This is a genomic window from Methylobacterium sp. 1A (genome assembly GCF_058072805.1).
In genome coordinates this window covers 2,073,547-2,098,402 of sequence record NZ_JBYQVE010000002.1, presented here as the reverse complement: position 1 = coordinate 2,098,402, position 24,856 = coordinate 2,073,547, and the positions used below count along the sequence as shown (strand labels likewise).

Annotated in this window: 24 protein-coding genes; 17 read left to right on the top strand and 7 right to left on the bottom strand. The window is 72.1% G+C overall.

The window, feature by feature from the left end:
• Nucleotides 1–6: 6 nt before the first annotated feature.
• Nucleotides 7–489, top strand: a complete 483-nt coding sequence (locus tag ACX9MN_RS29930; protein ID WP_020092507.1) for a UPF0262 family protein — start codon at nt 7–9, stop codon at nt 487–489.
• Nucleotides 490–511: 22 nt separating this feature from the next.
• On the top strand, nt 512–1,006 hold the full coding sequence (locus ACX9MN_RS29925; protein WP_056526915.1) for an arsenate-mycothiol transferase ArsC: 495 nt from the start codon (nt 512–514) through the stop codon (nt 1,004–1,006).
• Between the two features lie 92 nt (nt 1,007–1,098).
• Here ACX9MN_RS29925 and ACX9MN_RS29920 read toward each other — a convergent pair whose 3' ends face one another.
• Both ACX9MN_RS29920 and ACX9MN_RS29915 read right to left on the bottom strand, forming a co-directional pair.
• Nucleotides 1,099–1,425 carry a hypothetical protein gene (locus tag ACX9MN_RS29920; RefSeq protein ID WP_020092509.1) on the bottom strand — a complete coding sequence of 109 codons (327 nt, stop codon included), beginning with the start codon at nt 1,423–1,425 and terminating at the stop codon, nt 1,099–1,101.
• Between the two features lie 103 nt (nt 1,426–1,528).
• Nucleotides 1,529–2,203, bottom strand: a complete 675-nt coding sequence (locus ACX9MN_RS29915) for a transglutaminase-like cysteine peptidase (RefSeq protein WP_170862927.1) — start codon at nt 2,201–2,203, stop codon at nt 1,529–1,531.
• Nucleotides 2,204–2,453: 250 nt separating this feature from the next.
• On the opposite strand from ACX9MN_RS29915, the gene ACX9MN_RS29910 reads away from it, so the two are divergent.
• From ACX9MN_RS29910 to ACX9MN_RS29890, 5 genes are all read left to right on the top strand, one after another.
• On the top strand, nt 2,454–3,023 hold the full coding sequence (locus tag ACX9MN_RS29910) for a c-type cytochrome, methanol metabolism-related (RefSeq protein ID WP_091679369.1): 570 nt from the start codon (nt 2,454–2,456) through the stop codon (nt 3,021–3,023).
• Nucleotides 3,024–3,182: 159 nt separating this feature from the next.
• The gene (locus ACX9MN_RS29905) at nt 3,183–4,385 is read left to right on the top strand and encodes an FIST signal transduction protein (RefSeq protein WP_489726196.1); all 1,203 of its coding nucleotides are present in this window, start codon (nt 3,183–3,185) and stop codon (nt 4,383–4,385) included.
• A complete protein-coding gene (locus ACX9MN_RS29900) occupies nt 4,382–5,728 on the top strand; it encodes an ATP-binding response regulator (RefSeq protein WP_056526969.1) in 1,347 nt (448 codons plus the stop codon). The genes ACX9MN_RS29905 and ACX9MN_RS29900 overlap by 4 nt, the downstream gene beginning before the upstream one ends.
• A gap of 221 nt (nt 5,729–5,949) precedes the next feature.
• Nucleotides 5,950–7,377: an MFS transporter gene (locus tag ACX9MN_RS29895; RefSeq protein WP_489726195.1), complete on the top strand. Its 1,428-nt coding sequence runs from the start codon at nt 5,950–5,952 to the stop codon at nt 7,375–7,377.
• 68 nt (nt 7,378–7,445) lie between these two features.
• Nucleotides 7,446–8,243, top strand: a complete 798-nt coding sequence (locus ACX9MN_RS29890; RefSeq protein ID WP_489726194.1) for an SDR family NAD(P)-dependent oxidoreductase — start codon at nt 7,446–7,448, stop codon at nt 8,241–8,243.
• Nucleotides 8,244–8,598: 355 nt separating this feature from the next.
• Here the strand turns inward: ACX9MN_RS29890 and ACX9MN_RS29885 are convergent, their stop codons facing one another.
• Entirely contained in the window at nt 8,599–8,958 is a 360-nt protein-coding gene (locus tag ACX9MN_RS29885) for an SWIB/MDM2 domain-containing protein (protein ID WP_012320460.1), read from the bottom strand.
• Nucleotides 8,959–9,201: 243 nt separating this feature from the next.
• Between ACX9MN_RS29885 and ACX9MN_RS29880 the strand changes: the two genes are divergently transcribed.
• The 3 genes from ACX9MN_RS29880 (at nt 9,202) to ACX9MN_RS29870 (ending at nt 10,343) form a co-directional block, all read left to right on the top strand.
• Nucleotides 9,202–9,324, top strand: a complete 123-nt coding sequence (locus ACX9MN_RS29880; RefSeq protein ID WP_020092516.1) for a hypothetical protein — start codon at nt 9,202–9,204, stop codon at nt 9,322–9,324.
• Between the two features lie 49 nt (nt 9,325–9,373).
• Nucleotides 9,374–9,859, top strand: a complete 486-nt coding sequence (locus ACX9MN_RS29875; protein WP_042669689.1) for a DUF2721 domain-containing protein — start codon at nt 9,374–9,376, stop codon at nt 9,857–9,859.
• 118 nt (nt 9,860–9,977) lie between these two features.
• A complete protein-coding gene (locus tag ACX9MN_RS29870; RefSeq protein WP_042669685.1) occupies nt 9,978–10,343 on the top strand; it encodes a PRC-barrel domain-containing protein in 366 nt (121 codons plus the stop codon).
• A 99-nt stretch (nt 10,344–10,442) separates the two neighbouring features.
• Here ACX9MN_RS29870 and ACX9MN_RS29865 read toward each other — a convergent pair whose 3' ends face one another.
• On the bottom strand, nt 10,443–10,850 hold the full coding sequence (locus ACX9MN_RS29865) for a hypothetical protein (RefSeq protein ID WP_026604823.1): 408 nt from the start codon (nt 10,848–10,850) through the stop codon (nt 10,443–10,445).
• A gap of 339 nt (nt 10,851–11,189) precedes the next feature.
• Between ACX9MN_RS29865 and ACX9MN_RS29860 the strand changes: the two genes are divergently transcribed.
• The 7 genes from ACX9MN_RS29860 to ACX9MN_RS29830 all read left to right on the top strand — a co-directional run bounded on the left by ACX9MN_RS29860 (nt 11,190) and on the right by ACX9MN_RS29830 (nt 19,751).
• Complete coding sequence (locus ACX9MN_RS29860; protein ID WP_489726372.1) at nt 11,190–11,969, top strand: PRC-barrel domain-containing protein; 780 nt, start codon at nt 11,190–11,192, stop codon at nt 11,967–11,969.
• Entirely contained in the window at nt 11,966–13,336 is a 1,371-nt protein-coding gene (locus ACX9MN_RS29855) for an MFS transporter (RefSeq protein ID WP_489726193.1), read from the top strand. Before ACX9MN_RS29860 ends, ACX9MN_RS29855 begins: the two co-directional genes overlap by 4 nt.
• Nucleotides 13,337–13,540: 204 nt before the next feature.
• Nucleotides 13,541–15,310 (top strand): ABC transporter ATP-binding protein, encoded by a 1,770-nt coding sequence (locus ACX9MN_RS29850; protein WP_026604824.1) that lies wholly within the window; start codon nt 13,541–13,543, stop codon nt 15,308–15,310.
• Nucleotides 15,311–15,618: 308 nt separating this feature from the next.
• Complete coding sequence (locus ACX9MN_RS29845; RefSeq protein WP_056526903.1) at nt 15,619–16,548, top strand: glutaminase; 930 nt, start codon at nt 15,619–15,621, stop codon at nt 16,546–16,548.
• 99 nt (nt 16,549–16,647) lie between these two features.
• A complete protein-coding gene (locus ACX9MN_RS29840; RefSeq protein WP_489726192.1) occupies nt 16,648–18,057 on the top strand; it encodes an MFS transporter in 1,410 nt (469 codons plus the stop codon).
• A 76-nt stretch (nt 18,058–18,133) separates the two neighbouring features.
• Nucleotides 18,134–18,685 carry a Uma2 family endonuclease gene (locus tag ACX9MN_RS29835; protein WP_244491937.1) on the top strand — a complete coding sequence of 184 codons (552 nt, stop codon included), beginning with the start codon at nt 18,134–18,136 and terminating at the stop codon, nt 18,683–18,685.
• A gap of 52 nt (nt 18,686–18,737) precedes the next feature.
• A complete protein-coding gene (locus ACX9MN_RS29830) occupies nt 18,738–19,751 on the top strand; it encodes an adenosine kinase (RefSeq protein WP_489726191.1) in 1,014 nt (337 codons plus the stop codon).
• A 54-nt stretch (nt 19,752–19,805) separates the two neighbouring features.
• On the opposite strand, the gene ACX9MN_RS29825 is transcribed toward ACX9MN_RS29830, so the two are convergent.
• The 3 genes from ACX9MN_RS29825 to ACX9MN_RS29815 all read right to left on the bottom strand — a co-directional run bounded on the left by ACX9MN_RS29825 (nt 19,806) and on the right by ACX9MN_RS29815 (nt 24,792).
• Nucleotides 19,806–21,488, bottom strand: coding sequence for a methyl-accepting chemotaxis protein (locus ACX9MN_RS29825; RefSeq protein ID WP_489726190.1), 1,683 nt, complete (start codon nt 21,486–21,488; stop codon nt 19,806–19,808).
• Nucleotides 21,489–21,677: 189 nt separating this feature from the next.
• Complete coding sequence (locus ACX9MN_RS29820; RefSeq protein ID WP_489726189.1) at nt 21,678–22,649, bottom strand: NADPH:quinone oxidoreductase family protein; 972 nt, start codon at nt 22,647–22,649, stop codon at nt 21,678–21,680.
• A 55-nt stretch (nt 22,650–22,704) separates the two neighbouring features.
• Nucleotides 22,705–24,792 (bottom strand): hybrid sensor histidine kinase/response regulator, encoded by a 2,088-nt coding sequence (locus ACX9MN_RS29815; protein ID WP_489726188.1) that lies wholly within the window; start codon nt 24,790–24,792, stop codon nt 22,705–22,707.
• Nucleotides 24,793–24,856 lie beyond the last annotated feature (64 nt).

The window sequence follows — 24,856 nt, the reverse complement described above, 5'->3', positions numbered from 1 at the left end:
TTGGGGATGGCGGAGAAGCAGCGCGGGCCGAACCGCCTCGCGAAGGTGAGCCTGGACGAAGGGTCCATCGCCCGCGGCAATCCGGATCAGGAGCACGAGCGGGCGATCGCCCTGTTCGACATCCTGGAGGACAATTCCTTCACCATCCCCGGGCGGGAGGGCCCCTACGCGCTCACGCTCGGACTCGTCGAGAACAAGCTGTCCTTCGCCATCACCACGGTGGACGGTGAGCCGGTGATGACGCACCTCCTGTCGCTCACGCCGTTCCGGCGGGTGATCCGCGACTACGAGATGATCTGCGAGAGCTACTACAACGCGATCCGCACCGCCTCACCGTCGCAGATCGAGGCGATCGACATGGGTCGGCGGGGCCTGCACAACGAGGCGTCCGAGACGCTCAAGCAGCGGCTCGAGGGGAAGGTCGACCTCGACCACGACACGGCGCGCCGCCTGTTCACCCTGATCTTCGCGCTGCACTGGAAGGGTTAGGCGCCCTCCGCGCCGACCGGCGATGGCTGAGCCCGCTCCCGAGCCTCCTCCCGAGCCTTTTCCCGACGCGCCCCCGAAGAAGCGGCGGGTGCAGTCCGTCCTGTTCATGTGCAACTACAACGCCGTGCGCTCCGTGGCGGCGGAAGCGATCGCGCGCGCCTATTTCGGCAAGTCCACCTACGTGCAGTCGGCCGGGGTGCGCTCCGGCGAGCCCACCGACCCGTTCATGGTCGCGGCCCTCGACGAGGTCGGCATCGACGCGAGCCGGCACCGCCCGCGCACCGTGGAGGAGCTGGAGGACTGGGAGGGCCTGAACTTCGACCTGATCATCACCCTCGCGCCGGAGGCGCACCACCGGGCACTAGACCTGACGCACACCCTCGCGGCCGATGTCGAGTACTGGCCGACCCCCGACCCGACGCTGCTGCAGGACGCCTCGCGCGAGCAGCGCCTCGACGCCTACCGCGACGTCCGCGACGGGCTGACCCGGCGGATCAAGGCGCGCCTGAAGGCATAGGCGGCAGGCCTCCGCGACGCTGCCTTGCTGGCCGACCTCACGCGCTTGGCGGAAACGTCCTTTCCGATGGCCGCTGCCAGGAATCGCCGACGTCAACCGCGGTTGCCGACCAGCCAAGCGCGCATCCGGCCAGCGAGGAGCGGCCGGGCGCGCCCGACATCCTCGTCGTCGAGCAGCGGCGAGGCCGCGAGGGTCGCGAGATAGGCGTCCTCGGCGGTCCGGCAGGCCCGGAAGGCGGCGTCGGCGGCGAGATCCCGGTCCGTCAGTGCGGCCTGGATCCGGAAGTTGCGGCTAACGCAGTCGCGCCACGCGGCGTGGCGGGCTTCGGTCTCGCTCGCGGCCCGGGCGGTGCCGCAGGCGGCGGCGACGAGGACGACAGCCAGAAGCGGGACCGGCGTCACGTGGCGGGCTCGCGGCATCGTTAAGGCACTCCGTCACCCGACAGAGTGGCGCCGCAGGGTTAGCGATCCGTTAAGGAACGGCGCGTGCGGCCGAGGTTCCACTGCTCGCCGCGTGGCTTGTTCACCGGTTTGCGGTGGTGACCGGGGAGGTGACGCCGCCGAGGGAGACCCAGGCGACGGCGTCCTGGCTCTCGCGCTTGATGAACACGTAGCCGGTCTTGTGCCAGGGCAGGATCGCGCTGGTCTTGTTGTCGAGCACCAGGTCGCCGCGGTCGGTGATCAGGGTCAGCACGGCGTGGCCCTCGCCCTTCTCGTCGATCACCACGGTCATGCGCATCGCCCGCCGCGGCAGGCCGGCCTCGGCCAGCATGTGGCGCTTGAGCAGCTGGAAGTCCTCGCAGTCGCCGATGCCGTCCTCGGCCAGGTCCCAGCGGTCGGCCACGTGCAGGTGGTCCTGGTCGGTCATCGGCTCGATCGCCTTGTTGACCCGCCGGTTCACCGACACGATCGTCGCCCAGGTGGCGGGCGTCAGGCTGATCCGGGCCGGCTCGCCCCGGTCCAGCGCGCACTCCGCCGCGTAATTCTGACAGAACGTCACCCACGCCGCGATCGGCTTGGCATCGCCCTGCACCCGGGCGCCGGCCTCGGTGGGCAGGCTCGCCAGCGTCTGCGCCTGGGCCGGGGCGGCGAGCCCCGCGACGGCGAGGGCAGCCAGGGCCGCCCGGCGGCTCCGGGAGAGCCGACGCGAGGCGGGTCCCTTGACCAGGCCCTGCATCATGGAAACCGCGAACCGCATCGCCGGGACCCAACCGTTAAGCTCTCGTTAACGAAAGCTCTCACGCCGGCGGGCCGGCGGCAATCCGCCGATTAACAAAAGGTTAATGCTGTGCGCAACGCGGATAAGCGCACTCTCGGCCGGTCATCGTGACGCTCACCGGCCGTGCGCGAAAACGTGAAGGCGCCTCAAGGTGTTCTCGGACGAGATCCGCCGTTATCCCGGCACCGCGCCACCAAGAAGAAGCCTGTGGGCGGCAGGAGGAAGACGTATGCGGTGCGTTGCAGACAGAGTGGCCGGCCTCGTCCTGGCCGGGCTCGCAGCGGGAACCCTGGGGATGCTGCCGGCCTCCGCCGCGGCTCCGACCGCCGCCCCGCCCGCGACCGACCTGAAGAGCGAGGGGCCGACGCAGCCGGCCAAGGTCCAAGACGGTCAGTACACCGACAAGAACGGTAACCCGACCTACCACGTCACGGACGGCGGCAAGATGGTCGACTGGTACACCATGTCCGGCTACGTCCGGTACAGCGCGAACTGCATGGCCTGCCACGGCCCCGACGGGCTGGGATCGACCTACGCGCCGTCGCTGGTCGACGCCCTCAAGGGCATGGACTACGCGCAGTTCGCCGGCATCGTCGTGGGCGGCAAGAGGGACGTGAACGCCTCGCAGGAGCTGGTGATGCCCGCCTTCGGCGAGAACAAGAACGTCACCTGCTACCTGCCGGACATTTACACCTATCTCCGCGCCCGCTCCGACGGGGCGCTCGGCCGCAATCGGCCGTCCGAGCACGAACCCAAGCCCGCGGCCTTCGAGAAGGCCGAGGATGCCTGCATGAAGTGAGGCCGCCCCGGTCCGGCTTCCCGCGCGAACCGGACCGGGTCGACACGCCCCGTTGCACCGCTCGATTGCGCACGACATACTCCGCCCAAGACGCTGAAGAGCGGGCGCCAAGCCTGCCGAGGGGGTCGCAGGGGGTGGAACGTGGCTCAAGGATCGGGAGTGCGCCGCCATCTGTGCGGCATCTGGACGGCCTGGACGGACGCGGCCGGGGCCGCCGACGCGGCCGCGGAGGTCGCGCGCGCGGTCGGTGACACCGCCCTGTCGCAGGTCGTCGCGTTCTTCTCCGCCGATTACGATGCCGAGATCCTGGCCCGTGCCCTGGAGACCCGGTTCCCCGGCGTGCCGGTGGCCGGCTGCTCGATGTCGGGCGGCATCGCCCCGGCCGGCGGCCTCGACCGCGGGCTCGTCGTCATCGCGTTCCCGGCCGAGCGGTTCCGGATCGTCTCGACCGTCCTCGACGCCATCGACCACCTCGACGTGGAGCGGACCGCCTCGGCGGTCCGGGCGCTGCGCCGGACCCTGGACCCGCTGGACCGGTGCCGCGATGTCGACGCGGCCGGCACGGGCCACCGCTTCGCCCTGTCGCTGATCGACGGGCTCGCCAACGCCGAGGAGACCGTGGTCTCGGCGATCGCCTGGGCGCTCGACGGCATCCCGATCGTCGGCGGCTCGGCCGGCGACGACCTGCGCTTCCGGGACGCCGTCATGCTCCACGGCGGGAAGATCCACCGCAAGGCGGCGGTCCTGGTGCTCGTCGAGACCGACTTCTCGGTGGAGATCTTCAAGAGCGACAATTTCGAGCCGACGCGGACCAAGTTCGTGGTCACCGCCTCGGACGGCGAGCGCCGCACCGTGCACGAGCTCAACGCCGAGCCGGCGGCCCGGGAATACGCGATGGCGATCGGCCTCGACCCCGAGGGCCTGTCGCCGATGAGCTTCGCCGCCTACCCGCTCGCCGTGAAGGTCGGCGGCGAGTATTTCTGCCGCTCGATCCGGCGGATGAACGAGGACGGCTCGCTCAGCTTCTTCTGCGCGGTGGATGAGGGCGTGGTGCTGACCCTCGCCGAGCCGCGCGACATCGTCGCCTCGACCCGGGCGGAGCTGGCGCGCCTCGACGCCGTGCTCGGCGGCGTCGACCTGATCATCGGCTTCGAGTGCGTGCTCCGCCGCCTCGACGCCGAGAGCCGGCAGGTCCGGCACGGGATCGCCGACCTCTACCGCCGCTACAACGTCGTCGGCTTCGAGACCTTCGGCGAGCAGTACCGGGCGATGCACCTGAACCAGACCTTCACGGGCATCGCCATCGGCAAGACCCTCGCCCCGGGCGCGCCGGCCGCGGCCCCCGCCCCGGCCGCGTCGTGACCCTGCACCCGAACGGCCTCGAGACCGACGCGTCCCTGCACCGGCGGATCGAGAAGCTCGAGCGGATCAACGCCGCGCTGATGTCCCATGTCGAGCGCTCCATGGACCAGCGGGGCAGCGCCTACTCGCTGTTCCAGACGGCGATCATGCTCGAGGGCCGGGTCCGCACCCGCACCGAGGAGCTGACCGGGCTGATGCACCGGCTGGAGCGCTCCAACGAGGCGCTGGCCGCGGCCAAGGAGGAGGCCGAGACCGCCAACCGCTCGAAGACGCGGTTCCTGGCGGCGGCGAGCCACGACCTGCTGCAGCCGGTCAACGCCGCCCGCCTCTCGATCTCGGCGCTCGCCGACCTCGACGTGCCGCCGGAGGCGCGCACCATCGCCGGACAGGTGGAGCGGGGCCTGCAGACCATCGAGGACCTGATCAAGACGCTGCTCGACATCTCGAAGCTCGATGCCGGGATCGTCCGGCCGCAGGTCCAGCCCGTCTTCCTGCCCGACCTGCTGGCGGGGATCGCGGAGAGCTTCGAACCCTTCGCACAGCGCAAGGGCCTGCGCCTGTCGGTCCACTGCCCGGACCTGACCGTCACCAGCGACGTGGTGCTCCTGCAGCGGATCCTCCAGAACCTCGTCTCCAACGCCGTCCGCTACACCCGCACCGGCGGGATCGTCCTGGCGGCCCGGCGCCGGTCCGGCGGCGTCCGGATCGAAGTGACCGACACGGGCTGCGGCATCGCCGCCGAGGAATGCGAGCTCGTCTTCGACGAGTTCTTCCGGGGCGGCGACCGGCCGAGCAGCGGCGAGGAGCCTGGCCTCGGCCTCGGCCTGTCGATCGTCCGCCGCATGGCCCTCGCCCTCGATCATCCCCTGCGGCTGCGCTCCCGGGTCGGCCACGGCACCCGGGTGTCGCTGACGCTGCCCCTGAGCGCGGTCCCGGCCGCCGCCGCGCCGCCCGCCCCGGTGGCGACCCGGCTCTCGGGAGCCCACGTCCTCGTCGTGGAGAACGACGCCTCCACGGCCGACGCCCTCGCGCGCCTCCTCCAGAACTGGGATGCAAGGGTCTCGACCTTCCGCGACCTCGCGGGGGTGAAGGCCGCCGTCGCGGCGGGCGCCGGGGCGCCGGACATCCTGGTGCTCGACTACCATCTCGACGACGGCGCCTGCGGCCTCGACGTGGCCGCCTATCTCCGGGCGCTGCATACCGGGCCGCTCCCGGTCATCGTCACCACCGCCGACCATACCGGCGCGGTCGAGGAGCGCGTCACCGCCGCCGGCGCGGAGCTCGTGCACAAGCCGATCAAGCCGGCCCAGCTCCGCTCCCTGCTCACCTACATGCTGGCCTGAACCCGATCGGGCGCCGCGACGCGCCGGCTCGCGCCGGATCCGAGCCGCGGGCGTCCGCGGCGAACACTCCCGTCCGCGCCGTGACATAGGACACACGGCACCCCTCGACGGGCCTCCCCGCCTGCGCGACAGGGAGTAGCATCCGCGGCGCGTCCCGTGCCCGGATGTCCCCCCGCCATCGACGTCACGGACCCGCCGGGACGCCGCAGGAGCGCGCACCCATGGCGCAGGTCCCGCACGGTCCGACAGGCAGCCCGCCGGGTCATCCTCAGGGCACCGCGCAGGGGTCCGTCCAGGACGGCCTGCCGCCGCGCGAGCGCGTCCTCGCCATGGCGGCGATCGGGCTCGCCATGACCATGGCGGTCCTCGACGGGGCCATCGTCAACGTGGCGCTGCCCGTCATGGCCAAGGACCTCGCGGTCCGGCCGGCCGACGCGATCTTCGTGGTCAACGCCTACCAGGTCGCCGTCACGGCGAGCCTCCTGCCGTTCGCGGCCCTCGGCGACATCTTCGGCTTCCGGAAAGTCTACCTGCCGGGGCTCGCGCTGTTCGTCGCCGCGTCGCTCGCCTGCGCGGTCGCGCCGAACCTGCCGATGCTGATCGCGGCGCGCATCGTCCAGGGCCTCGGTGGCGCGGCGATCATGAGCGTGAATATCGGCTTCGTGCGCTTCATCTACCCGCACCGGATGATCGGCCAGGGGGTCGCCAACGTCGCGCTGGTGGTGGCGGTGGCCTCGGCCGCCGGCCCGACCGTGGCGGCGGCGATCCTGTCGGTGGCGACCTGGCCCTGGCTGTTCCTCGTGAACATCCCCGTGGGCCTGCTGGCCCTGGCGGTGGCGTCCCGGACCCTGCCGGTCACACCGGCGAGCGGCCGCCCCTTCGACCTCGCGAGCGCGGTGCTCAATGCGCTGACCTTCGGCCTGCTGATCATCGGGATCGACGGTCTCGGCGATCCGGAGGCGCGCAGCGTCGCGATCGTCGAGCTCGCCGCCGCCCTGGTCATCGGCGCGGTGTTCGTCCGGCGCCAGATCCGGCTGCCCGCCCCGCTCCTGCCGGTCGACCTGCTGCGGATCCCCGCCTTCGCCCTGTCGATGGCGACGTCCGTCGCCTCGTTCTGCGCCCAGATGGTCTCCTACGTGGCGCTGCCCTTCTACTTCCAGGACGTGCTGCACCTCTCCAGCACCCAGACCGGCTTCCTGCTCACCCCCTGGCCGATCGCGGTCGCCGCGATGGCGCCGATCTCCGGCCGCCTCGCGGACCGCTACCCGCCCGGCATCCTCGGCGGCGTCGGGCTGGCCATGATGGCCGCCGGGCTCGTCAGCGTGACGCTCCTGCCCGCGGCCCCCGCCACCCTCGACATCGTCTGGAGGCTCACCCTGTGCGGCCTCGGCTTCGGCCTGTTCCAGTCGCCCAACAACAAGGTCATCGTCACCTCGGCGCCGCGCGAGCGGGCCGGCGGGGCGAGCGGGATGCAGTCGACGGCGCGGCTCACCGGGCAGTCGCTCGGCGCGGCCCTGGTGGCGGTGATCTTCGGCCTGACGCACGGGCTCGGGGCCGAGCGGGCCGTCACCATCTCGCTCTCCTGCGCTGTGGCGCTCTCGGTGATCGGCGGCTGCGCCAGCGTCCTGCGGCGGAGTCGGAGCGGCTAGACCGACCCCGTATGCCACCGCGGGCGCGGGACCGCGTTGACGCGACGAGTCACGTGCAGGAGCGTCCCATGGATCTCGATCTCACCGGCCGGAAGGCCCTGGTCACCGGCTCGACCGGCGGCATCGGCTACGCCATCGCCAAGGAACTCCTCGATCTTGGCGCCGAGGTCGGCATCAACGGCCGCACGCCCGAGCGCGTCGAGGCCGCGCTGGCGAGGCTGCGGGGCGAGGCGCGGGCCGGCCGCGCCTTCGCGGCGCCGGGGGATGTCGCGACCGCGGACGGCGTGTCCGCGCTCGTCCAGGGGCTGCCGGTCGTGGATATCCTGGTCAACAACACCGGGATCTTCGAGCCGAAGCCGTTCTTCGAGATCCCGGATGCCGACTGGCAGCGCTTCTTCGACGTCAACGTGATGAGCGGCGTGCGCCTGTCCCGGGCCTACACGCCCGGCATGGCGGAGCGCGGCTGGGGCCGGGTGATCTTCATCTCCAGCGAGTCCGGGATCAACACGCCGACCGAGATGGTCCATTACGGGATGACCAAGACCGCGCAGCTCGCGATTTCCCGCGGGCTCGCCCAGACGGTGGCCGGCAGCGGCGTGACGGTCAACAGCGTCCTGCCTGGCCCGACCCTGTCGGAGGGCGTCGCTGAGTTCATGACGCAGATGGCCGGCGGCGCGGCCGACGCCGACCTCGAGGCCATGGGCCGCCAGTTCGTCGCGGAGCACCGGCCCTCCTCGCTGATCCAGCGCCTCGCGCGGGTGGAGGAGGTGGCGAGCCTCGTCGCCTATCTCTGCAGCCCGGCCGCGAGCGCCACCACCGGCGCAGCTCTGCGGGTCGACGGCGGTGTCCTGCAGGGCCTCGCCTAGGATCAGGCAGGGCCCGAACCCGGGATCAGGACCGGTCCGAGCATCACCCGCCGGTCTCGGAAGCGGTGGCCCGGTCAACCAACCCGCGGGCGCGGAACCGCGATGCCCGGCGAGAGCGCGCGAGGAAGCCCGCGATCCAGACCCGTGGATCCGGACCTGTGGATCCGGACCTGTGGACGCGCCCCGCTCCGCGGATCGCCCGAGCCCGCCGGAGCGACCGGCGGCTCTGGATACCGGGCTTTCGCCCGCGGCGCGCCGCGCCATGTCGGCCGGTCGGCCGGCCCGACTGGAGCGTCGCGGAGGCACCTAGAGCCGTCGGCCCAGACGAGACGCCGGACTTGGCTCTAGGTCGTGATCAGGCCTTCAGGTGGGCGGCGAGATGCTTGTTCATCTCGAACATGGAGCACTTGTCCTTGCCGAAGACCTTCTTGAGCTTGTCGTCGGCAACGATCTCGCGCTTGTTCTGCGGGTTCTGAAGATTGTTCTTCTTGATGTAGTCCCAAACCTTGCTGACCACCTCGCCGCGGGGCAGCGGGCTGGTGCCGACGATGGCGCCGAGCTCGGCCGACGGCTTCAGCGGCTGCTGCAGAGCGTTGGGCTTGGTGCCGGCCGACTTGGCGGCAGCCGGCTTCGCAGCCTTCGCCGGGGCGGCCTTCTCCGCAGTCTTGGTGGTCTTGGCCGCCTTCGGCGCAGCCTTCTCGGTCTTTGTGGCCATAAACTTCCTCCGGTTCTCGGGCCGCAGGCCGGGGCATGATCGCCCCACGGCCGAGCCAGCATAGCAGCAACTAAGCGGTGCCGCCGCCGTTCCAAGGGGAAATTGCCTTTGCAGCCCCCTCATCCACAAGGCACGCACGAGAATCCCCTGTGGGATCGCCCGATCGACGCCGTGGTGAAGATTATTCGGTCCGATGCCGGGCGCGAAACCTGCTCTTAACAATCCTGCGCGCGAAGTACAGACATGTTCGCCCCGGCCCTCACGCTCGCGCTCCTGCTCGCCACCGGACTGGTCACCGGTCTCGGGTTGGTGATCCGCGCGGAGACGACGGCCTCCGGCACCGCGCCGGGGCGCGGACTGATCTGAGCGACCCGGGATTGCCGCGCCGGTCCGCCGGGTGCATCAGCCCGACCGCATGACCGACCCGATCACCCTCGCGAGCCTGGAAGGGACTGCCCACGTCGTCCAGGTGGCGCTCAGCCCCGTCTTCCTGCTGTCGGGCATCGCGACGCTCCTCAACGTCTTCGGGGCCCGCCTCGCGCGCGTGGCGGACCAGGCCGACCACGTCTCCGGATTGCTGGCGGGGGCCGGCGACGCCGAGCGCGTCCGCCTCGGGCAGCGCCTGGACCGCCTTCACCGGCGCTCCCTCGCGCTCGACGCCGCGGTGTTCCTGGCCGCGCTCGGCGGCGTGGCGACCTGCGGCTCGGTGCTGACGCTGTTCGTGGGCGCGCTGCGCGACAGCACGGTCGCGACCCTGCTGTTCGGCCTGTTCGGCGCGGCGATCCTGTGCACGCTGTGCGCCCTCGTGGCCTTCGGCTTCGAGATGCTGCTGGCGAACCGCTCGGTCCGCGACCGGATCAACCAGCGGCGGGCGAGCGCCGGCATGCCGCCCGACCGCTGAGCGCTCGGTGCGGGTCCGGACCCCGCGCCCCGCCGGCGGAACCGGTCCCGACCGGCGCGCTTAGTGAGCCGAGGGACCGCCGCGCGGGCACGACCCCGCGCGCGAACCGGGAGAGATCATGCCGACGGACCTGCCCAACGAGCGCACCCTGAGAAAGCCCGGCACGCTGGAGCTCGACCCCGCCGCCGGCGAAGGCGTCGCCATCGACGAGACGCCGCGTCTGATCGCGTCCAACAGGGTCGAGGGCACCGCCGTCTACGACCGCAGCGGCCGCCACCTCGGCGCCATCCACAATTTCATGGTGGACAAGATCTCCGGACAGGTCGCCTACGCGGTTCTGGCCTTCGGGGGCTTCCTCGGGCTCGGCGAGACCCACCACCCGCTGCCCTGGAAGGCGCTGAGCTACAGCACCGAACTCGGCGGCTACGTGGTCGATCTCGAGCCCGGCGTGCTCGCGGAGGCGCCGAGCCAGGCGGCCGGTTAGGCCCGGCTCGTCGACCCGGGCTGTCGGGCGCGGATCATCCCGCGTCGCGGCGCGCGGATGCCCCGCTGCGGAGCGGTGCGGGCCCCGGGACGTGCCGGCTCAGAACTTCCCGCCGAGGCCGACGCTGCCGCCCGGCGACAGCATCGGGCCCATCGAGCCGCTGCCGCCGCTGCCGCCGACGGCCGCGTTGCCGCCGTCGAGATCCTCGCGCCGGATGCGGCGCTCGCCGCTGTCGGCCGTCCGCGTGGCGCCGCCGGCGGTCTTGGGAATCGCGAGCTGCCTCGTCGGCGCCGTCTGGAGAGGCTGACCGTCGGCATCGACCGCGGCGTTGCGCGGCTCGCGGTTCGGCAGCGAACCGCGCAGCGACGGCGGCAGCCCGACCTCCGTCGCCGGCATCACGCCTCCGCCTCCGCCGAGCGCCTGACAGCCGGCCACGAGACCGGACAGGGCGGCACCGAGCGCGAGGCCGCGCGCTGCCGCGCATCGCGACGTGGTGAGGGTCGACATCGTGTAGTCCTCGACAGTGGCCGCGGTGCCATCCGCGGCTCGCGTGGGTTTATGCGCGGTTGTCTACGCTGGGGATGCGGCGAAAACCAGACAGCGCCGCGGGACGCCGGGGGATGACGCCGCCCCCTCGGACCGTGCGGGCGCCCCGCGCGGCCCGAGCCTTGCTGCGAGGCCGCCGCGGTCCATAACTTCGCCCAGGTCCTGCGGCACGACGCCATCCGCGGGCGGGATCCTGCCGGCGGCGGACCCGGAACCGGCCGAATGCGGTCGTGGACGCGCCGGCACGCCGGCGCGGCCCGGCCTTTCCTCAGAGGACGAAGCGTGTTCAGAACCAACCGGATGATCGCGGCCGTGACGCTCGCCCTCTGGGCGTCGGGGGCCGCGGCGCAGGCCCAGGTGAGCGGCAGCGAGGGTCCTGCCGGTCAGGCCGCGCCGCAGAGTCCGGCCGCGCCGCCATCCGCACCGCCGGCCCAGACGCCGGCCCCGGTACCGGCCCCGACGCCACCGCCCGCGGCGACCCCGGCCGCCCCGCCCGCCAGCCCGCCGGCTGCCGCGGGCGCGCCGCCCTCCGCGGCCCAGGCCCAGCAGCAGGGGACACCCGCCACCGTCCTCGACACGCAGGATTACGAGAGCCTGCTCGGCCGCAGCGTGCGCAGCGCCGGCGGCGACGAGCTCGGGCGCGTCATCGACATCATCATCGACAAGGAGGGCCATCCCCGCGCCGCCATCATCGATTTCGGCGGCTTCCTCGGTGTGGGAACCCGCAAGATCGCCGTGGACTGGCGCGCCCTGCGCTTCACGCCGGACGGCGGGAAGGAGCGCAAGCTGTCGGTCGCGCTGACCCGCAATCAGGTCCGCGTCTCCCCGGAATACAAGGCCGGCGAGCCGATCGTGGTCCTGGGCCCCGCCAGCCCGGCCGCGCCCGCGGCCGAGGGCGAGCAGGCGGCCGCGCCGACGGCGGGCTCCGCGACGCCGCCGCAGTCGGCCCCAGCCGCGCCGGCGCCCGGCAACGCGGCCTCGGGCGCCGCGGCGCCGGCCGCCGCGACCCCGCCGACCCCTGCCGCGCCTGTGCCCGCGCCCGCCCCCGCCCCGCCCCCGGAGAAGGCACCGGATAAGTGACGGTGGCCCGGTTGAAGGTCAGAACCGCCGCCGCCCCCCGCGAGCGCGACGTGCCCCGGCAGGACATCCGTTCCCGTCCGACCCGCCTGAAGGATCAGGCGGCCGAGGCCGCGCGCGCACCGGCAGGCTCGGCGGTCCACGGCGAACGCGCGATCTCGTCGGCGAGCCGCTACGGCCTCGACGCCTTCGCGTTCTTCGTCGCGAACCTGCAGACCGGGTTCGGCCCGTTCCTGGCGGTCTACTTCTCCCAGGCCAAGTGGACCCAGTCCGACATCGGCTTCGCCCTGACGGTGGGCAGCCTCGTGGCGCTCCTCGGCCAGGTGCCGGGGGGCGCCTTCGTCGACGTCGTGCGCTCGAAGCGCTTCGCCGCCGCCGTGGCGGTCATCGGGATCGCCGGCAGCGCCTTCGCGCTGGCGGTCTGGCCGAGCTTCCTGATCGTGCTCCTGGCGATGGCTCTCCACTCGGCCGCGAGCTGCGTGCTGACGCCGGCCATCGCGGCGATCAGCATCGGCCTGGTCGGGCGCGCCCGGGCCGGCGAGCGCCTCGGCCGGAACGCGAGCTTCGCCGCCCTCGGCAACGCCCTCGGCGCGGCCGGCATGGGCGCCATCGGCTACTACCTGTCGAACGGCGCCGTCTTCTACCTCACCGCCGCCCTCGGGATCCCGACGGTGATCGCGCTGGCGCGCATCCGCGCCCAGGACATCGATCCGGGCGTGTTCAAGGAGCCGGCCCAGGCGGCGGCGGCCTCGACGGCGCCCGCGTCCGGCCAGGACGGCATCCGCGCGCTCCTGACCAACCGCGGCCTCCTGTGCTTCGCGGCCTGCATGGTGCTGTTCTTCCTCGCCAACGCCGCGATGCTGCCCCTCGTCGGCAGCGTCCTGACCCTGCGGGCGAGCGAGACCGCGACCGCGCTGGTGGCGGCCTGCATCATGGTCCCGCAGGCCGTCCTCGCGGTCAGCGCCCCGGCGGTCGGCCGGGCCGCCGAGCGTTTCGGCCGCTACCCGGTGCTGCTGTTCGGCTTCGGCGCCCTCCCGGTCCGCGGCCTGCTGCTCGCCTACACGACCAACCCCTACGGCCTCGTCGCCATCCAGGTGCTCGACGGGATCTCGGCCTCGGTGCTGGGCGTGATGGTGCCGCTGATCGTGTCGGACCTCACCCGCGGCACCGGCCGCTTCAACCTCGCCCTCGGTGCGGTCGGGACCGCCATGGGCATCGGCGCGGCCCTCTCGACCTCGCTCGCCGGCATCATGGCCGACCATCTCGGCAGCCACAGCGCCTTCCTGGGGCTCGCGGTCGTCGGCTTCGCGGCCTTCATGCTGGTGGCGCTGATCATGCCGGAGACGCGCCAGCCGGAGCGCGCGGCCTGACCCGGCGCGGCATCGGATTCGCTTGGGTGTTTCCGAGCCGCTCAAGCGGCGTTCAGGTTCTGCGGATAAAAGCGCGGCGAAGGTGCGAGCCGGTGAAACATATGGCAACGCTCTCGCGTTGCCGCTGCGGGTCAGACTGCGCCCGCGCTGCACTCCGCCTCAGCCCGTAAGCCAAAGCCGCGTGAATACGGAATGGTCACCGCGATGGAAGAGCTGCACCGATACGCCGACAGGCCCTTCGCCTTCGTCGGACGGTATCTCCGGCGCCGCTGGCTGCCGCACCTGGTCATCCTGATCTCGGTGCTCGGCGCCGTCGGCTTCTCGGTCTCCACCGACTACGCCCTGAAGGGCGTGGTCGACGCGCTGACGAAGGGTCCCGGCCCCGACAACACCGTGATCTGGGGCGCCCTGGCGGTCCTGATCGCCTTCATCGCCGCCGACAACATGCTCTGGCGCGTGGCCGCGCTGACCGGCGCCTTCACCTTCGTGGGCATCACGGGCGACATCCGGCGCGACCTGTTCCGGCACCTGACCGGCCACTCCCCGACCTTCTTCTCCGACCGCCAGCCGGGCACCCTGGCGTCGCGGATCACGGCGACCTCGAACGCGATCTTCACGGTCGAGAACATGTTCGTGTTCAACGTGATGCCGCCGACGGTCGCGGCCTTCGGGTCGATCGCCTACATCGCCACCGTCAACCTCACCATGGCGGGCATCCTGGCGGGCGTGTTCGCCGCCGTCGTCGTGCTGATGTTCAAGATGGCCGCGGCCGGCAAGCCGCTGCACCACGACTTCGCCGCCAAGGCCGCCTCCGTCGACGGCGAGATGGTCGACCTCGTCGGCAACATGTCGCTCGTGCGCGCTTTCTCGGCGTTCAAGCGCGAGGGCCAGCGCTTCGAGGGCACCGTCGCCACCGAGATGCGCGCCCGCCGCTCGTCCCTGCTCTATCTTGAGAAGCTGCGGATCGTGCACGCGGTGCTCACCGTGCTCGCCGTGTTCGGCCTGCTCTACTGGGCGATCCAGATGTGGGAGGCCGGCCAGGCGACGAACGGTCAGGTGGTCCTCGTCTGCACGCTCGGCATCCGCATCCTCGCCGCGACCCGCGACCTCGCGGTGGCGCTGGTCGACGCGACCCAGCACACCGCCCGCCTCTCCGAGGCGCTGCACACCCTGCTCCAGCCCCACGACCTCGTGGACCATCCGGAGGCGCAGCCGCTCAGCGGCCAGGGCGCCAAGATCGAGTTCGAGCACGTCGCGTTCAGCTATCCGGACGGGCGCCCCGTCTTCACCGACTTCGACCTCGTCATCGAGCCCGGCCAGCGCGTCGGCCTCGTGGGCAGGTCGGGCGGCGGCAAGTCGACCCTGTTCTCGCTGATCCAGCGCTTCTACGACGTGCAGAGCGGCGCGATCCGCATCAACGGGCAGAACATCGAGCGCGTCACGCAGGAATCCCTGCGCGAGGCCATCACGGTCGTGCCGCAGGACGTCTCGATGTTCCACCGCTCCCTGCGTGAGAACATCCGCTACGGCCGGCCCGAGGCGACCGACGAGGAGGTCTGGCAGGCGGCCGAGGCGGCGCACTGCACCGACTTCATCAAGGCCCTGCCGGAAGGCTTCGACACGATCGTGGGCGATCGCGGCGTGAAGCTCTCGGGCGGCCAGCGCCAGCGCATCGCCATCGCCCGGGCGATCCTGAAGAACTCGCCGATCCTGCTGCTCGACGAGGCGACCTCGGCGCTCGACGCCGAATCCGAGCAGGCGATCCGTCACGCCCTCGCCAACCTGATGAAGGGCCGGACCGTCATCGCGATCGCGCACCGTCTCTCGACGCTGCAGGATTTCGACCGGATCGTCGTGCTCGACGGCGGCCGCATCGCGCAGGACGGCTCGCCCGACAAGCTGACCCATCTCGACGGCTTCTTCCGGGAGCTGATGAAGAAGGAATCCATGGCGATGGCGCTCGCCGCCGCGTGATGAACCTTCTCGCCGAGCGGACGCACCGCAGCCGTCTTTGCGAGCGCAGCGAAGCAATCCAGTGAGGCACGCGATGCCCGAGCGTGGCGCATCCCTGGGTCGCTGCGCTGCGCTCGCGATGACGGTGCGGATCGAGTGACGGCCCGGCGGCCGGCGCTCGCCGGCCGATCGTCGCGCGGGCACGGCCGCTCCGGTTCCCACGCCCGCCCGGCACTGCTAGATCACCGCGCGGCCGGACCGGACCTTGCATCGCCTGAGACGTCGCGAACCGGCCCGGTTCCGAAGCAACGCGACGCCCGAGCCCGACCGTGCCCGACCTTGCCCACGTCATCCGGGAGATCTCCGAGGAGATGGCCCAGCGCCCCGACCGGGGCGCGGTCGCGGACTACATCCCGGAGCTGGCCCGGGTCGATCCCGGCCATTTCGGCCTGGCGGTGATCGACGCCGAGGGGCAGGTCTTTACCGGCGGCGACAGCGAGACGCCGTTCTCGATCCAGAGCGTGTCGAAGGTGTTCACGCTCACCCTCGCCCTCGGCATGGTCGGCGACCGCCTCTGGAAACGGGTCGGCCGCGAGCCCTCGGGCAATCCGTTCAATTCCATCGTGCAGCTGGAGCGGGAGCGCGGCGTGCCGCGCAATCCCTTCATCAACGCGGGCGCGATCGCGGTCACCGACGTGATCCTCTCGGGCCACGAGCCCCGCGAGGCGCTGGGCGAGATCCTGCGCTTCATGCAGTTCCTGGCCCAGGATTCCAGCATCACCATCGACGAGACGGTGGCGGCTTCGGAGAAGCGCACGGGCTTCCGCAACACCGCGCTGGCCAACTACATGAAGTCGTTCGGCGTCCTCGACAATCCGGTCGACTACACGCTCGGCGTCTACTTCCACCACTGCGCCATCGCGATGAACTGCCGCCAGCTCGCGCGGGCCGGACGGTTCCTGGCGCATAACGGCGTCAACCCGTCGACCGGCCACTCGGTGGTCTCGGCCGAGCGCGCGCGCCGCATCAACGCGATCATGCTGACCTGCGGCCACTACGACGGGTCGGGCGAGTTCGCCTACCGCGTCGGCCTGCCGGGCAAGAGCGGGGTCGGCGGCAGCATCCTGGCGATCGCGCCCGGCAAGGCGTCCATCGCCGTCTGGTCGCCCGGCCTCGACGCGGCGGGCAATTCCCATCTCGGCCGCATCGCCCTGGAGCGGCTGACGCAGCGCATGGGCTGGTCCGTCTTCGGCGCCTGAGGGGAGCGCCGCGCCCCGCGTCGCACCCTCTTGCGCGGCGCCCGCTTCCGCGGCACTGCGCCGGCGGGGCGCCGCGGCGCCGAGACGGGGCGCACCGGCATGGCGACGCGTACGGCAGTCCGGGCTGCCGAGGAAGGTCTCGATCCCGGCGCCATCCTGGCCCGCCTCGACCGGCTCCCGGCGACGCCGACGGTCTGGCGCCTCGTGGTGCTGCTCGGCCTCGGCTTCTTCTTCGAGCTCTACGACCTGCTGTTCACCGGCTACGTCGCGCCGGGCCTCGTCAAGGCCGGGATCCTCACGCCGACGACCCCGGGCCTGTTCGGCGCCAGCGGCATCGCGAGCTTCGTGGCGGCCCTCTTCACCGGCCTGTTCATCGGCACCATCGCCTGCGGCTGGCTCGCCGACCGGTTCGGCCGGCGGGCGATCTTCACGTGGTCGCTGCTGTCCTACACCGCCGCCAACGTGGTGATGGCCTGCCAGAGCGACGCCTTCGGCCTCAATCTCTGGCGCCTGATCGCGGGGATCGGCCTCGGCCTGGAGATGGTGACGATCGGCAGCTACCTGTCCGAGCTGGTGCCGAAGGCGATCCGGGGCCGGGCCTTCGCCCTGTGCCAGGGCATCGGCTTCACCGCCGTGCCGGTCGTGGCGTTCCTGTCCTACCTGCTGATCCCGGCGGCGCCCCTCGGCATCGACGGGTGGCGCTGGGTGGTGCTGATCGGCGCCTCGGCGGCGATCGTGGTCTGGTGGATGCGGGCGGGCCTGCCGGAGAGCCCGCGCTGGCTCGTCGAGCACGGCCGTCTGGCGGAGGCCGAGGCGGTCCTGCGGCGGCTGGAGGCGCGGATCGCGGCCGAGCACGGCGGCGCGCTTCCCGCACCGGCCGCGCCGGAGCCGGTGCAGCCGCGCGGCGCGTTCCGCGACATGTGGGTCCAGCCCTACCGGCGCCGCGCCCTGATGATGGCGGGGTTCAACGTCTTCCAGACGGTCGGCTTCTACGGCTTCGCCAACTGGGTGCCGACCCTCCTGGTGGCCCAGGGCATCACGGTGACGTCGAGCCTCGCCTACACGGCGCTGATCGCGCTGGCCGCCCCGGTCGGGCCCCTGATCGGCCTCGCCATCGCCGACCGGTTCGAGCGCAAGCACGTCATCGTGGCCGCCGCCCTCCTCTACATCGCCTGCGGCCTGGCCTTCGCGCAGACGCGGGACGTCACCGTCATCGTGGCGCTCGGCATCGGCCTGACGCTGGCCTCGAACGTGATGTCGTACAGCTTCCACGCCTATCAGGCCGAGCTGTTCCCCACGGGCATCCGGGCCCGGGCGGTCGGCTTCGTCTATTCCTGGAGCCGCTTCTCGGCGATCTTCACCGGCTTCGTCATCGCGTTCGTGCTGCGGGAGGCCGGGACGCCGGGCGTGTTCCTGTTCATCTCGGCGGCGATGCTGGCCGCGGGCCTGCTCGTCGGGCTGCTGGGTCCCCGGACGCGGGACGTCGCGCTGGAGAAGATCGCGGGGTGAGGCCCGTGAGGAGCACAGCTCCCGGCAAGCCGAATCCGTGCTAACCTCGGGCATGGTCGCTCAGCCGAGATCCCGGATGACGGTCGACGAGTTTCTCGCCTGGGCCGAGGGGCAGCCGGGGCGATTCGAGCTGGTCGATGGCGAGGTGTTCGCGATGTCGCCGGAGCGCGTTCGGCATGCCGAGGTCAAGGCGGCCACCTATCTGGCGCTCCGGTCCGCACTGAAGCAAGCGGGGAGCGCCTGCTACGCGCTGCCGGATGGCATCAGTGTTCGCGTCGATCGGGATACGGTCTTCGAGCCCGACGCCCTCGTTTACTGCGGGATGCGCGCTGACCCCGATGCGACCGAGATCACCGATCCCGTCATCGTCGTCGAGGTTCAGTCGCCGGGCACACGCGCGGTGGACTCGGGCCTGAAATTGACCCGCTACTTCGGTCTGGAGAGCGTCATCCACTATCTGATCGTGGATCCGGTGAAGCGTCTCGTCATCCATCACCGCCGCGCGCAGGGCGGCCTGATCGAGACCCGCATCGCGACCCGGGAGACGCTGGACCTGACGCCGCCCGGCCTGCGCCTGCCCGTGCCGGAGCTGTTCGCCGACCTCGCGCCCGCCGACGACGGCGCTTGATCCGATCCGAGGCGGATGCCACAGCGGCGCGAACGCGAATCAGGACGCCCGGATGACTGCACCCCTCGATCTCCTCGTGCTCGGCAACGCGATCGTCGACGTGATCGCCCGCACGGACGACGCCTTCCTGTCGGCGCAGGGCGTCACCAAGGGCGCGATGCAGCTCATCGACGAGCCGCGGGCCGAGGCGCTGTTCCAGGCGATGGGACCGGCGACGATCGTGTCGGGCGGCTCGGGCGCCAACACCGCGGTCGGCGCGGCGCTCCTCGGGGCCAAGACCGGCTTCGTCGGCAAGGTCCGGAACGACGAGCTCGGCGGCCTGTTCAGCCACGACCTCAAGGCGACCGGCGTCGACTTCGCCGTCCCGGCCGCCGCCGAGGGGCCGGCCACCGCCCGGTGCTTCGTGCTCGTGACGCCGGACGGCGAGCGCACGATGAACACCTATCTCGGCGCCTGCCAGGGCCTGTCGCCCGACGACGTCGACAAGGCGCTCGTGAGCTCGGCCCGCGTCGTCTATCTCGAGGGCTACCTGTGGGATCCGCCGGCCGCCAAGGACGCGTTCCGCAAGGCCGCGCAGCTCGCCCATCAGGCGGGCAACGCCGTCGCGCTGACCCTCTCGGACGCGTTCTGCGTGGGCCGCTACCGCGACGAGTTCCTCGGCCTCGTGCGGGACGGCAGCATCGACATCCTGTTCGCCAACATGGCCGAGCTGCAGAGCCTCTACGAGACCGAGGATCCCGATGCCGCCGTGGCGGCCCTGCGCGACGAGCGCAACGCCCGCGGCCGGCACCTGCTCGGCCTCGTCACGCGCTCGGCCGACGGCGCCCTGGTGGTTCAGGGCGGCGAGATCCGGGCCGTCGAGGCGAGCCCGGTCCAGACCGTGGTCGACACGACCGGCGCGGGCGACCTGTTCGCCGCCGGCTTCCTGGCCGGGCACGCCCGCGGGCTCGACAACGTCGCCAGCGCCCGCCTGGGCACGCTCGCGGCCGCCGAGGTCATCCAGCACATCGGCGCCCGCCCGCAGGCGGACCTGGTCGGCCTGGCCAAGGCGCGCGGGCTCCTCTGAGCCGGCGCGCCGGGCGCGCGGCCGGAGGTCCGCGTTTGCGCCGATCCCGCGCGCTCAGGCCGCGCGGACGGTCGCGAGGAAGCGCGTCACCTCGTCCCTGAGGTGGCCGGACCGGTTCGACAGCTCCGAGGCTGCCGTGAGAACCTGATCGGCCGCCGCTCCGGTCCCCTTCGCCGCGTCGGCGACGCCCGTGATGGTACTGGTGACGTCCGCTGCCCCCTGGGCGGCCTGGGAGACGTTGCGGACGATCTCCTGCGTCGCGGCGCCCTGCTGCTCCACGGCGCTGGCGATCCGCGTCGCCACCGCGCTGAGTTCCTGAACCCGACCGCCGATGCGTCCGATCGCCGTGACGGCGTCGCCGGTGGAAGACTGGATCCGGGCGACGTGGCCGCCGATCTCGTCGGTTGCCCGCGCGGTCTGACCGGCCAGTTCCTTCACCTCCGCGGCCACGACGGCGAAGCCGCGGCCCGCCGCGCCGGCCCGCGCCGCCTCGATCGTGGCGTTCAGCGCGAGGAGATTCGTCTGCTCGGCGATGGTCGAGATCAGGGTCACGACATGACCGATCTGGATCGCCGCCCCGTTCAGCTCTTGGACCAGATGCGCGGTCGCCTCCGCGTCCGCGACCGCCGACTGTGTCAGTTCCGTCGAACCCGCGACCTGGCGGCCGATCTCCTGGACGGAGGCGCCGAGTTCCTCGGCCGCCGCCGCCGCGACGCTGACGGTGCTGGCGGCGCGTTCGGCCGCGCTCGCCACCCGGATGGAGCGATCGGCGGTGTCGGCGGCCGCCTCGTTCATGGCCGAGGCCGTGTCCTGCAGCGCGGCGACGGCGGCCGAGACCGTGCCGATGATGCCGCCGACCGTGCCCTCGAAGGCGTCGGCGATCCGGTGCATGCCGCTCCGCCGCTCCGCCTCGGCCGTGGCGCGGGCCTGCGCGGCGTCGTGCTCGAGCGTGCGCGCCCGGATCAGGCCGTCCTTGAAGACCTGGACGGACGCCGCCATGACGCCGATCTCGTCCCCGCGCTCGGAACCGCCGACGGCCGCGTCGAGGTCGTCGGCCGCGAGCCGGCCCATGGTTCCGGCCAGGGACCGGATCGGGCGGGCGACCCGGTGCCAGACCCACCAGACCGCCGCGCCGGTCATGAGCAACCCGATGACCGCGAGCGCGACGGTGACGGACCACGCCGTCCGGAACGCGTCCTCGGAGCGCTGGACCGAGACGTTCGTGCCCTCGGCGGTGACCTGGGCGAGATCCGCCAGGGCATCGAAGGCGGCCACGAGCGGCGGGCGGGCGGGCGCGATGGCGTCGCGGGCCGCGTTTCGGTCGCCGCGCCGGAGCGGCGCGAGGATCGCCTCCTGGGCGGTGCGATAGACCTTCCACCGCCCCTCGAACGCGTCCCAGAGCGCGCGCTCCCGGGGCGTCGTCGCGCGCGCGCGATAGCTCTGGAAGGCCTCGGGGATGGACCGATCCATCTCGACGAACTCGGCATCGAGGTCCCGGTTCTCACCGTCGTCGACGGCGACCACCTTGCGGATCGTCGTCGTGTGGTACCGCAGCATCAGGAATCGAATCGTATGGAGATCGTTGTCCTTGCGCACCCAGACGTCGCGGGTCTCCACGGCGGCGGCGTTGATGGCCTGTATCTGCATCAAACCGACGGCCGAGCTTGCCAGGAAAAGCAGAAAGCCGACAATCGAGGGCAGTATCAGCTTCGATACGATACTTCTTCGCAGTCTCATCTCGGGCACCACAGAGGACGACACCGTCGCGTCGGGATGCATGAAGATGAAAGACAGATTTTTCCGCAACCTCTACTGCGGCAGCGATCTGCGCCGCAGATCGGCGCGGAACGCATAGCGCGTCGCCCGCCGACGCCGCGCCGCGGGTCGCGCGCCGATCCGGGCTGAGGCGGGCGGCCGCGCCCCGGGTCAGGGCCGCAGCAGCACCTTGCCCACCGCCGCGCGGCGGGTCAGGAGGCCGAAGGCCTCCGGGTACTCCGCCAGCGGGTAGACGCCGTGGACCTGCGCGGTGAGCCTGCCCGCGGCGACCCAGTCGAGGAGCCGGCGCTGATCGGCCCGGTGCGCCTCCGGCTCCCGGTCCAGGAAGGCACCCCAGTGGACGCCCTGCACGTCGAGTTCCTTGAGGAGCATCAGGTTCAGCGGCAGCCGCGGGATGGCGCCGGCGGCGAAGCCGATCACGAGGAAGCGCCCGCGCCAGCCGAGCGCCCGCAGGGCCGGCTCCGCGTAGGCGTCGCCGACCGCGTCGTAGACCACGTCGATCCCGCCGCCCGAGATCCGGCGCAGCTCGTCCTTGAGCGTCGCCGGGTCGTAGACGACGCCCGCCTCGGCGCCGTGGGCGCGGGCGACCGATAGCTTCTCCTCCGAGGAGGCGCAGGCGATCACCCGGGCGCCCATCAGCCGGCCGAGCTCGACGGCGGCGAGGCCGACGCCCCCGGAAGCGCCGAGGACCGCCAGCCACTCGCCGGGCCGCAGGCGCGCGCGGTTCGCCAGGGCGTGCAGCGAGGTGCCGTAGGTGATGGTCAGCCCGGCCGCCTGCTCGTCTGGCACGGCGTCCGGCACCGGCGTGAGCCGGGCGGCGTCGAGGGCGATCAGTTCCGCGCAGCAGCCGTGCCCGGCATGGACGATCACCCGGTCGCCCACGGACACGCCCGCGGCGCCCTCGCCCAGCGCCTCGACCACGCCGACCCCCTCGCCGCCCGGCGAGAACGGCAGGGTCGGCTTCACTTGGTAGCGCCCGGCGGTGATCAGCGTGTCGAAGAAGTTCAGGGCCGCCAGCCGCATCCGCACCAGCGCCTGCCCGGGGCCCGGCACCGGGTCGGGCCGCTCGACGATCTCCAGATGCTCCGGCCCGTCGAGCCTCGTGCACAGCAGCGCCCGCATGGCGTCCCTCCTCCCCGGCGTCTCCTGGCCGATCAGGCCCGAACCGACCGTGCGGTCAAGCCGTTCCGATCATCTCGCGGATGCGGGCGCCCAGCACCTCCACCACGAACGGCTTGGTGATGACCTGCATCCCGGCCTCGAGGGGCCCGTTGCCGAAGACCGCGCTCTCGGCGTAGCCGGTGACGAACAGGACCTTGAGGCCCGGGCGCGTGAGCCGCCCGGCCTCGGCCATCTGGCGCCCGTTCATGCCCCCCGGCAATCCGATGTCGGACACCAGCAGGTCGATGCGCACGTCGGATTGCAGCACTTTGAGGCCGGCCGCGCTGTCGGCGGCCTCGATCGCCGTGTAGCCGAGATCCTCCAGCACCTCGGTGACCAGCATGCGCACGGTCGGCTCGTCGTCGACCACCAGCACGGTCTCGCCCGGCGCGGCCCGCGGCGGCGCGCCGACGGCGGCGTGCGCGTCCTCCTCGGCGACCGCGCCGCGGTGGCGGGGCAGGTACAGGCAGACCGTCGTGCCCCTGCCGACCTCCGAGTGGATCCGCACCTGGCCGCCCGATTGATGCGCGAAGCCGTAGATCATCGACAGGCCGAGGCCGGTGCCCTGCCCCAGGGGCTTCGTGGTGAAGAACGGCTCGAACACCTTGCCGACGATCTCCGGCGCCATGCCGCTGCCGGTGTCGGTGACGCACAGCGACAGGTACTGGCCCGGCGGCATGTCGTGGCGCCGGGCGGCGCGCTCGTCGAGCCACGCATTGGCGGTCTCGATCGTGATGCGGCCGCCCTCCGGCATCGCGTCCCGGGCGTTGATGCACAGGTTGAGCAGCGCGTTCTCGAGCTGCGGCGGGTCGACCAGGGCCGGCCAGAGGCCGGGCGGCGCCACGACCTCGACCACCACGGCGGGGCCCACGGTGCGGCGGATCAGCTCCTCCATGCCGGCCACCAGCCGGTTCACGTCGGTGGGCTTCGGGTCGAGGGTCTGGCGACGCGAGAAGGCGAGCAGCCGGTGGGTCAGCGCCGCGGCCCGTTTCGAGGCCCCCTGCGCGGCGTTGATGTAGCGGTCGACGTCCATGACGCGGCCCTGGCCGAGCCGGGTCTGGATCAGCTCCAGCGAGCCGGAGATGCCGGCGAGCAGGTTGTTGAAGTCGTGGGCGATGCCGCCGGTCAGCTGGCCGACCGCCTCCATCTTCTGCGACTGGCGCAGGGCCTCCTCGGCGGCGGCCAGGGCGTCGGCGCGCTCGCGCTCCGCGGTGAAGTCGCGGCCGACGGCGTTGATGACGCCCTCCCCCGGCCGGGCCGCCCAGCTGATCCAGCGATAGCCGCCGTCCCGGTGGCGGTAGCGGTTGTCGAAGCGCGCGAGGCTCGACCCCGCGGCGAGCTGCCGCGCGCCCTCGGCGGTGCGGTCGAGATCGTCCGGGTGGACGAAGGCGATGAGCTTGGTTCCGACCAGCTCGTCCGGACGCCAGCCCAGCACCTCGGTCCAGGCCGGGTTCACCGCGGTGATGGTCCCGTCGAACAGGCAGCGCAGCATCATGTCGGACGAGAGCGTCCACAGGGCGTTGCGGTCGGCCGTGCGCTCCTCGACCTGGTGCGCCAGCGTGGCGTTGAGTTCGCGCAGCTCGGCCAGAGCCGCCTCCAGCCGGCCCTGGCTCTCCTTGAGGGCGGCGTCCGCCAGGACCCGGCCGGTGGTCTCGTTGGTGAGGATGAACAGGCCGGCGACCCGGCCCTCGGCGTCGAGAACCCGCGAGTACGAGAAGGTCCACCACGTCTCCCGGGCGCCGCGGTCGGTGTCGAGCTGCCACGGCAGGTCGACGAAGCGCTCCGGACGGCCGGCCATGGCGGCGTCGATGATCGGCCTGGCCTGATCCCAGGCATCGGCCCAGACCACGTCGAACCGCTCGCCCATCGCCCAGGGCAGCCGGGGGCCGAGCAGCGGGAAGTAGGTGTCGTTGAAGAAGAAGTGGAGGTCGGGCCCCCAGGCCAGGATCATCGATTCCGGCGAGTTGAGGACGAGCGACAGGGCCGCGCGGAACTCCGCCGGCCACGTCTCCGGAGAACCCAGGGGATGACCGGACCAGTCGCGCGCGCGGATCATGCGCGCGGCCTCACCGCCGCCGGAGAGGAAGGGGAAGGGCTCGGTCACGGGCTCTGAGCGATGCAGGTCATACGCGTACGGCGTATGACCGTCTTCGGCGGCATCTCCAAGA

Coding starts and splice junctions, on each gene's coding strand:
- ACX9MN_RS29885 (WP_012320460.1), bottom strand. CDS start 8,958: ATGGCCACAAAGACCGAGAAGGCTGCGCCGAAGGCGGCCAAGACCACC.
- ACX9MN_RS29925 (WP_056526915.1), top strand. CDS start 512: ATGGCTGAGCCCGCTCCCGAGCCTCCTCCCGAGCCTTTTCCCGACGCG.
- ACX9MN_RS29850 (WP_026604824.1), top strand. CDS start 13,541: ATGGAAGAGCTGCACCGATACGCCGACAGGCCCTTCGCCTTCGTCGGA.
- ACX9MN_RS29830 (WP_489726191.1), top strand. CDS start 18,738: ATGACTGCACCCCTCGATCTCCTCGTGCTCGGCAACGCGATCGTCGAC.
- ACX9MN_RS29890 (WP_489726194.1), top strand. CDS start 7,446: ATGGATCTCGATCTCACCGGCCGGAAGGCCCTGGTCACCGGCTCGACC.
- ACX9MN_RS29820 (WP_489726189.1), bottom strand. CDS start 22,649: ATGCGGGCGCTGCTGTGCACGAGGCTCGACGGGCCGGAGCATCTGGAG.
- ACX9MN_RS29910 (WP_091679369.1), top strand. CDS start 2,454: ATGCGGTGCGTTGCAGACAGAGTGGCCGGCCTCGTCCTGGCCGGGCTC.
- ACX9MN_RS29835 (WP_244491937.1), top strand. CDS start 18,134: ATGACGGTCGACGAGTTTCTCGCCTGGGCCGAGGGGCAGCCGGGGCGA.
- ACX9MN_RS29895 (WP_489726195.1), top strand. CDS start 5,950: ATGGCGCAGGTCCCGCACGGTCCGACAGGCAGCCCGCCGGGTCATCCT.
- ACX9MN_RS29870 (WP_042669685.1), top strand. CDS start 9,978: ATGCCGACGGACCTGCCCAACGAGCGCACCCTGAGAAAGCCCGGCACG.
- ACX9MN_RS29840 (WP_489726192.1), top strand. CDS start 16,648: ATGGCGACGCGTACGGCAGTCCGGGCTGCCGAGGAAGGTCTCGATCCC.
- ACX9MN_RS29875 (WP_042669689.1), top strand. CDS start 9,374: ATGACCGACCCGATCACCCTCGCGAGCCTGGAAGGGACTGCCCACGTC.
- ACX9MN_RS29880 (WP_020092516.1), top strand. CDS start 9,202: ATGTTCGCCCCGGCCCTCACGCTCGCGCTCCTGCTCGCCACCGGACTG.
- ACX9MN_RS29920 (WP_020092509.1), bottom strand. CDS start 1,425: ATGCCGCGAGCCCGCCACGTGACGCCGGTCCCGCTTCTGGCTGTCGTC.
- ACX9MN_RS29860 (WP_489726372.1), top strand. CDS start 11,190: ATGATCGCGGCCGTGACGCTCGCCCTCTGGGCGTCGGGGGCCGCGGCG.
- ACX9MN_RS29915 (WP_170862927.1), bottom strand. CDS start 2,203: ATGCGGTTCGCGGTTTCCATGATGCAGGGCCTGGTCAAGGGACCCGCC.
- ACX9MN_RS29930 (WP_020092507.1), top strand. CDS start 7: ATGGCGGAGAAGCAGCGCGGGCCGAACCGCCTCGCGAAGGTGAGCCTG.
- ACX9MN_RS29865 (WP_026604823.1), bottom strand. CDS start 10,850: ATGTCGACCCTCACCACGTCGCGATGCGCGGCAGCGCGCGGCCTCGCG.
- ACX9MN_RS29825 (WP_489726190.1), bottom strand. CDS start 21,488: ATGAGACTGCGAAGAAGTATCGTATCGAAGCTGATACTGCCCTCGATT.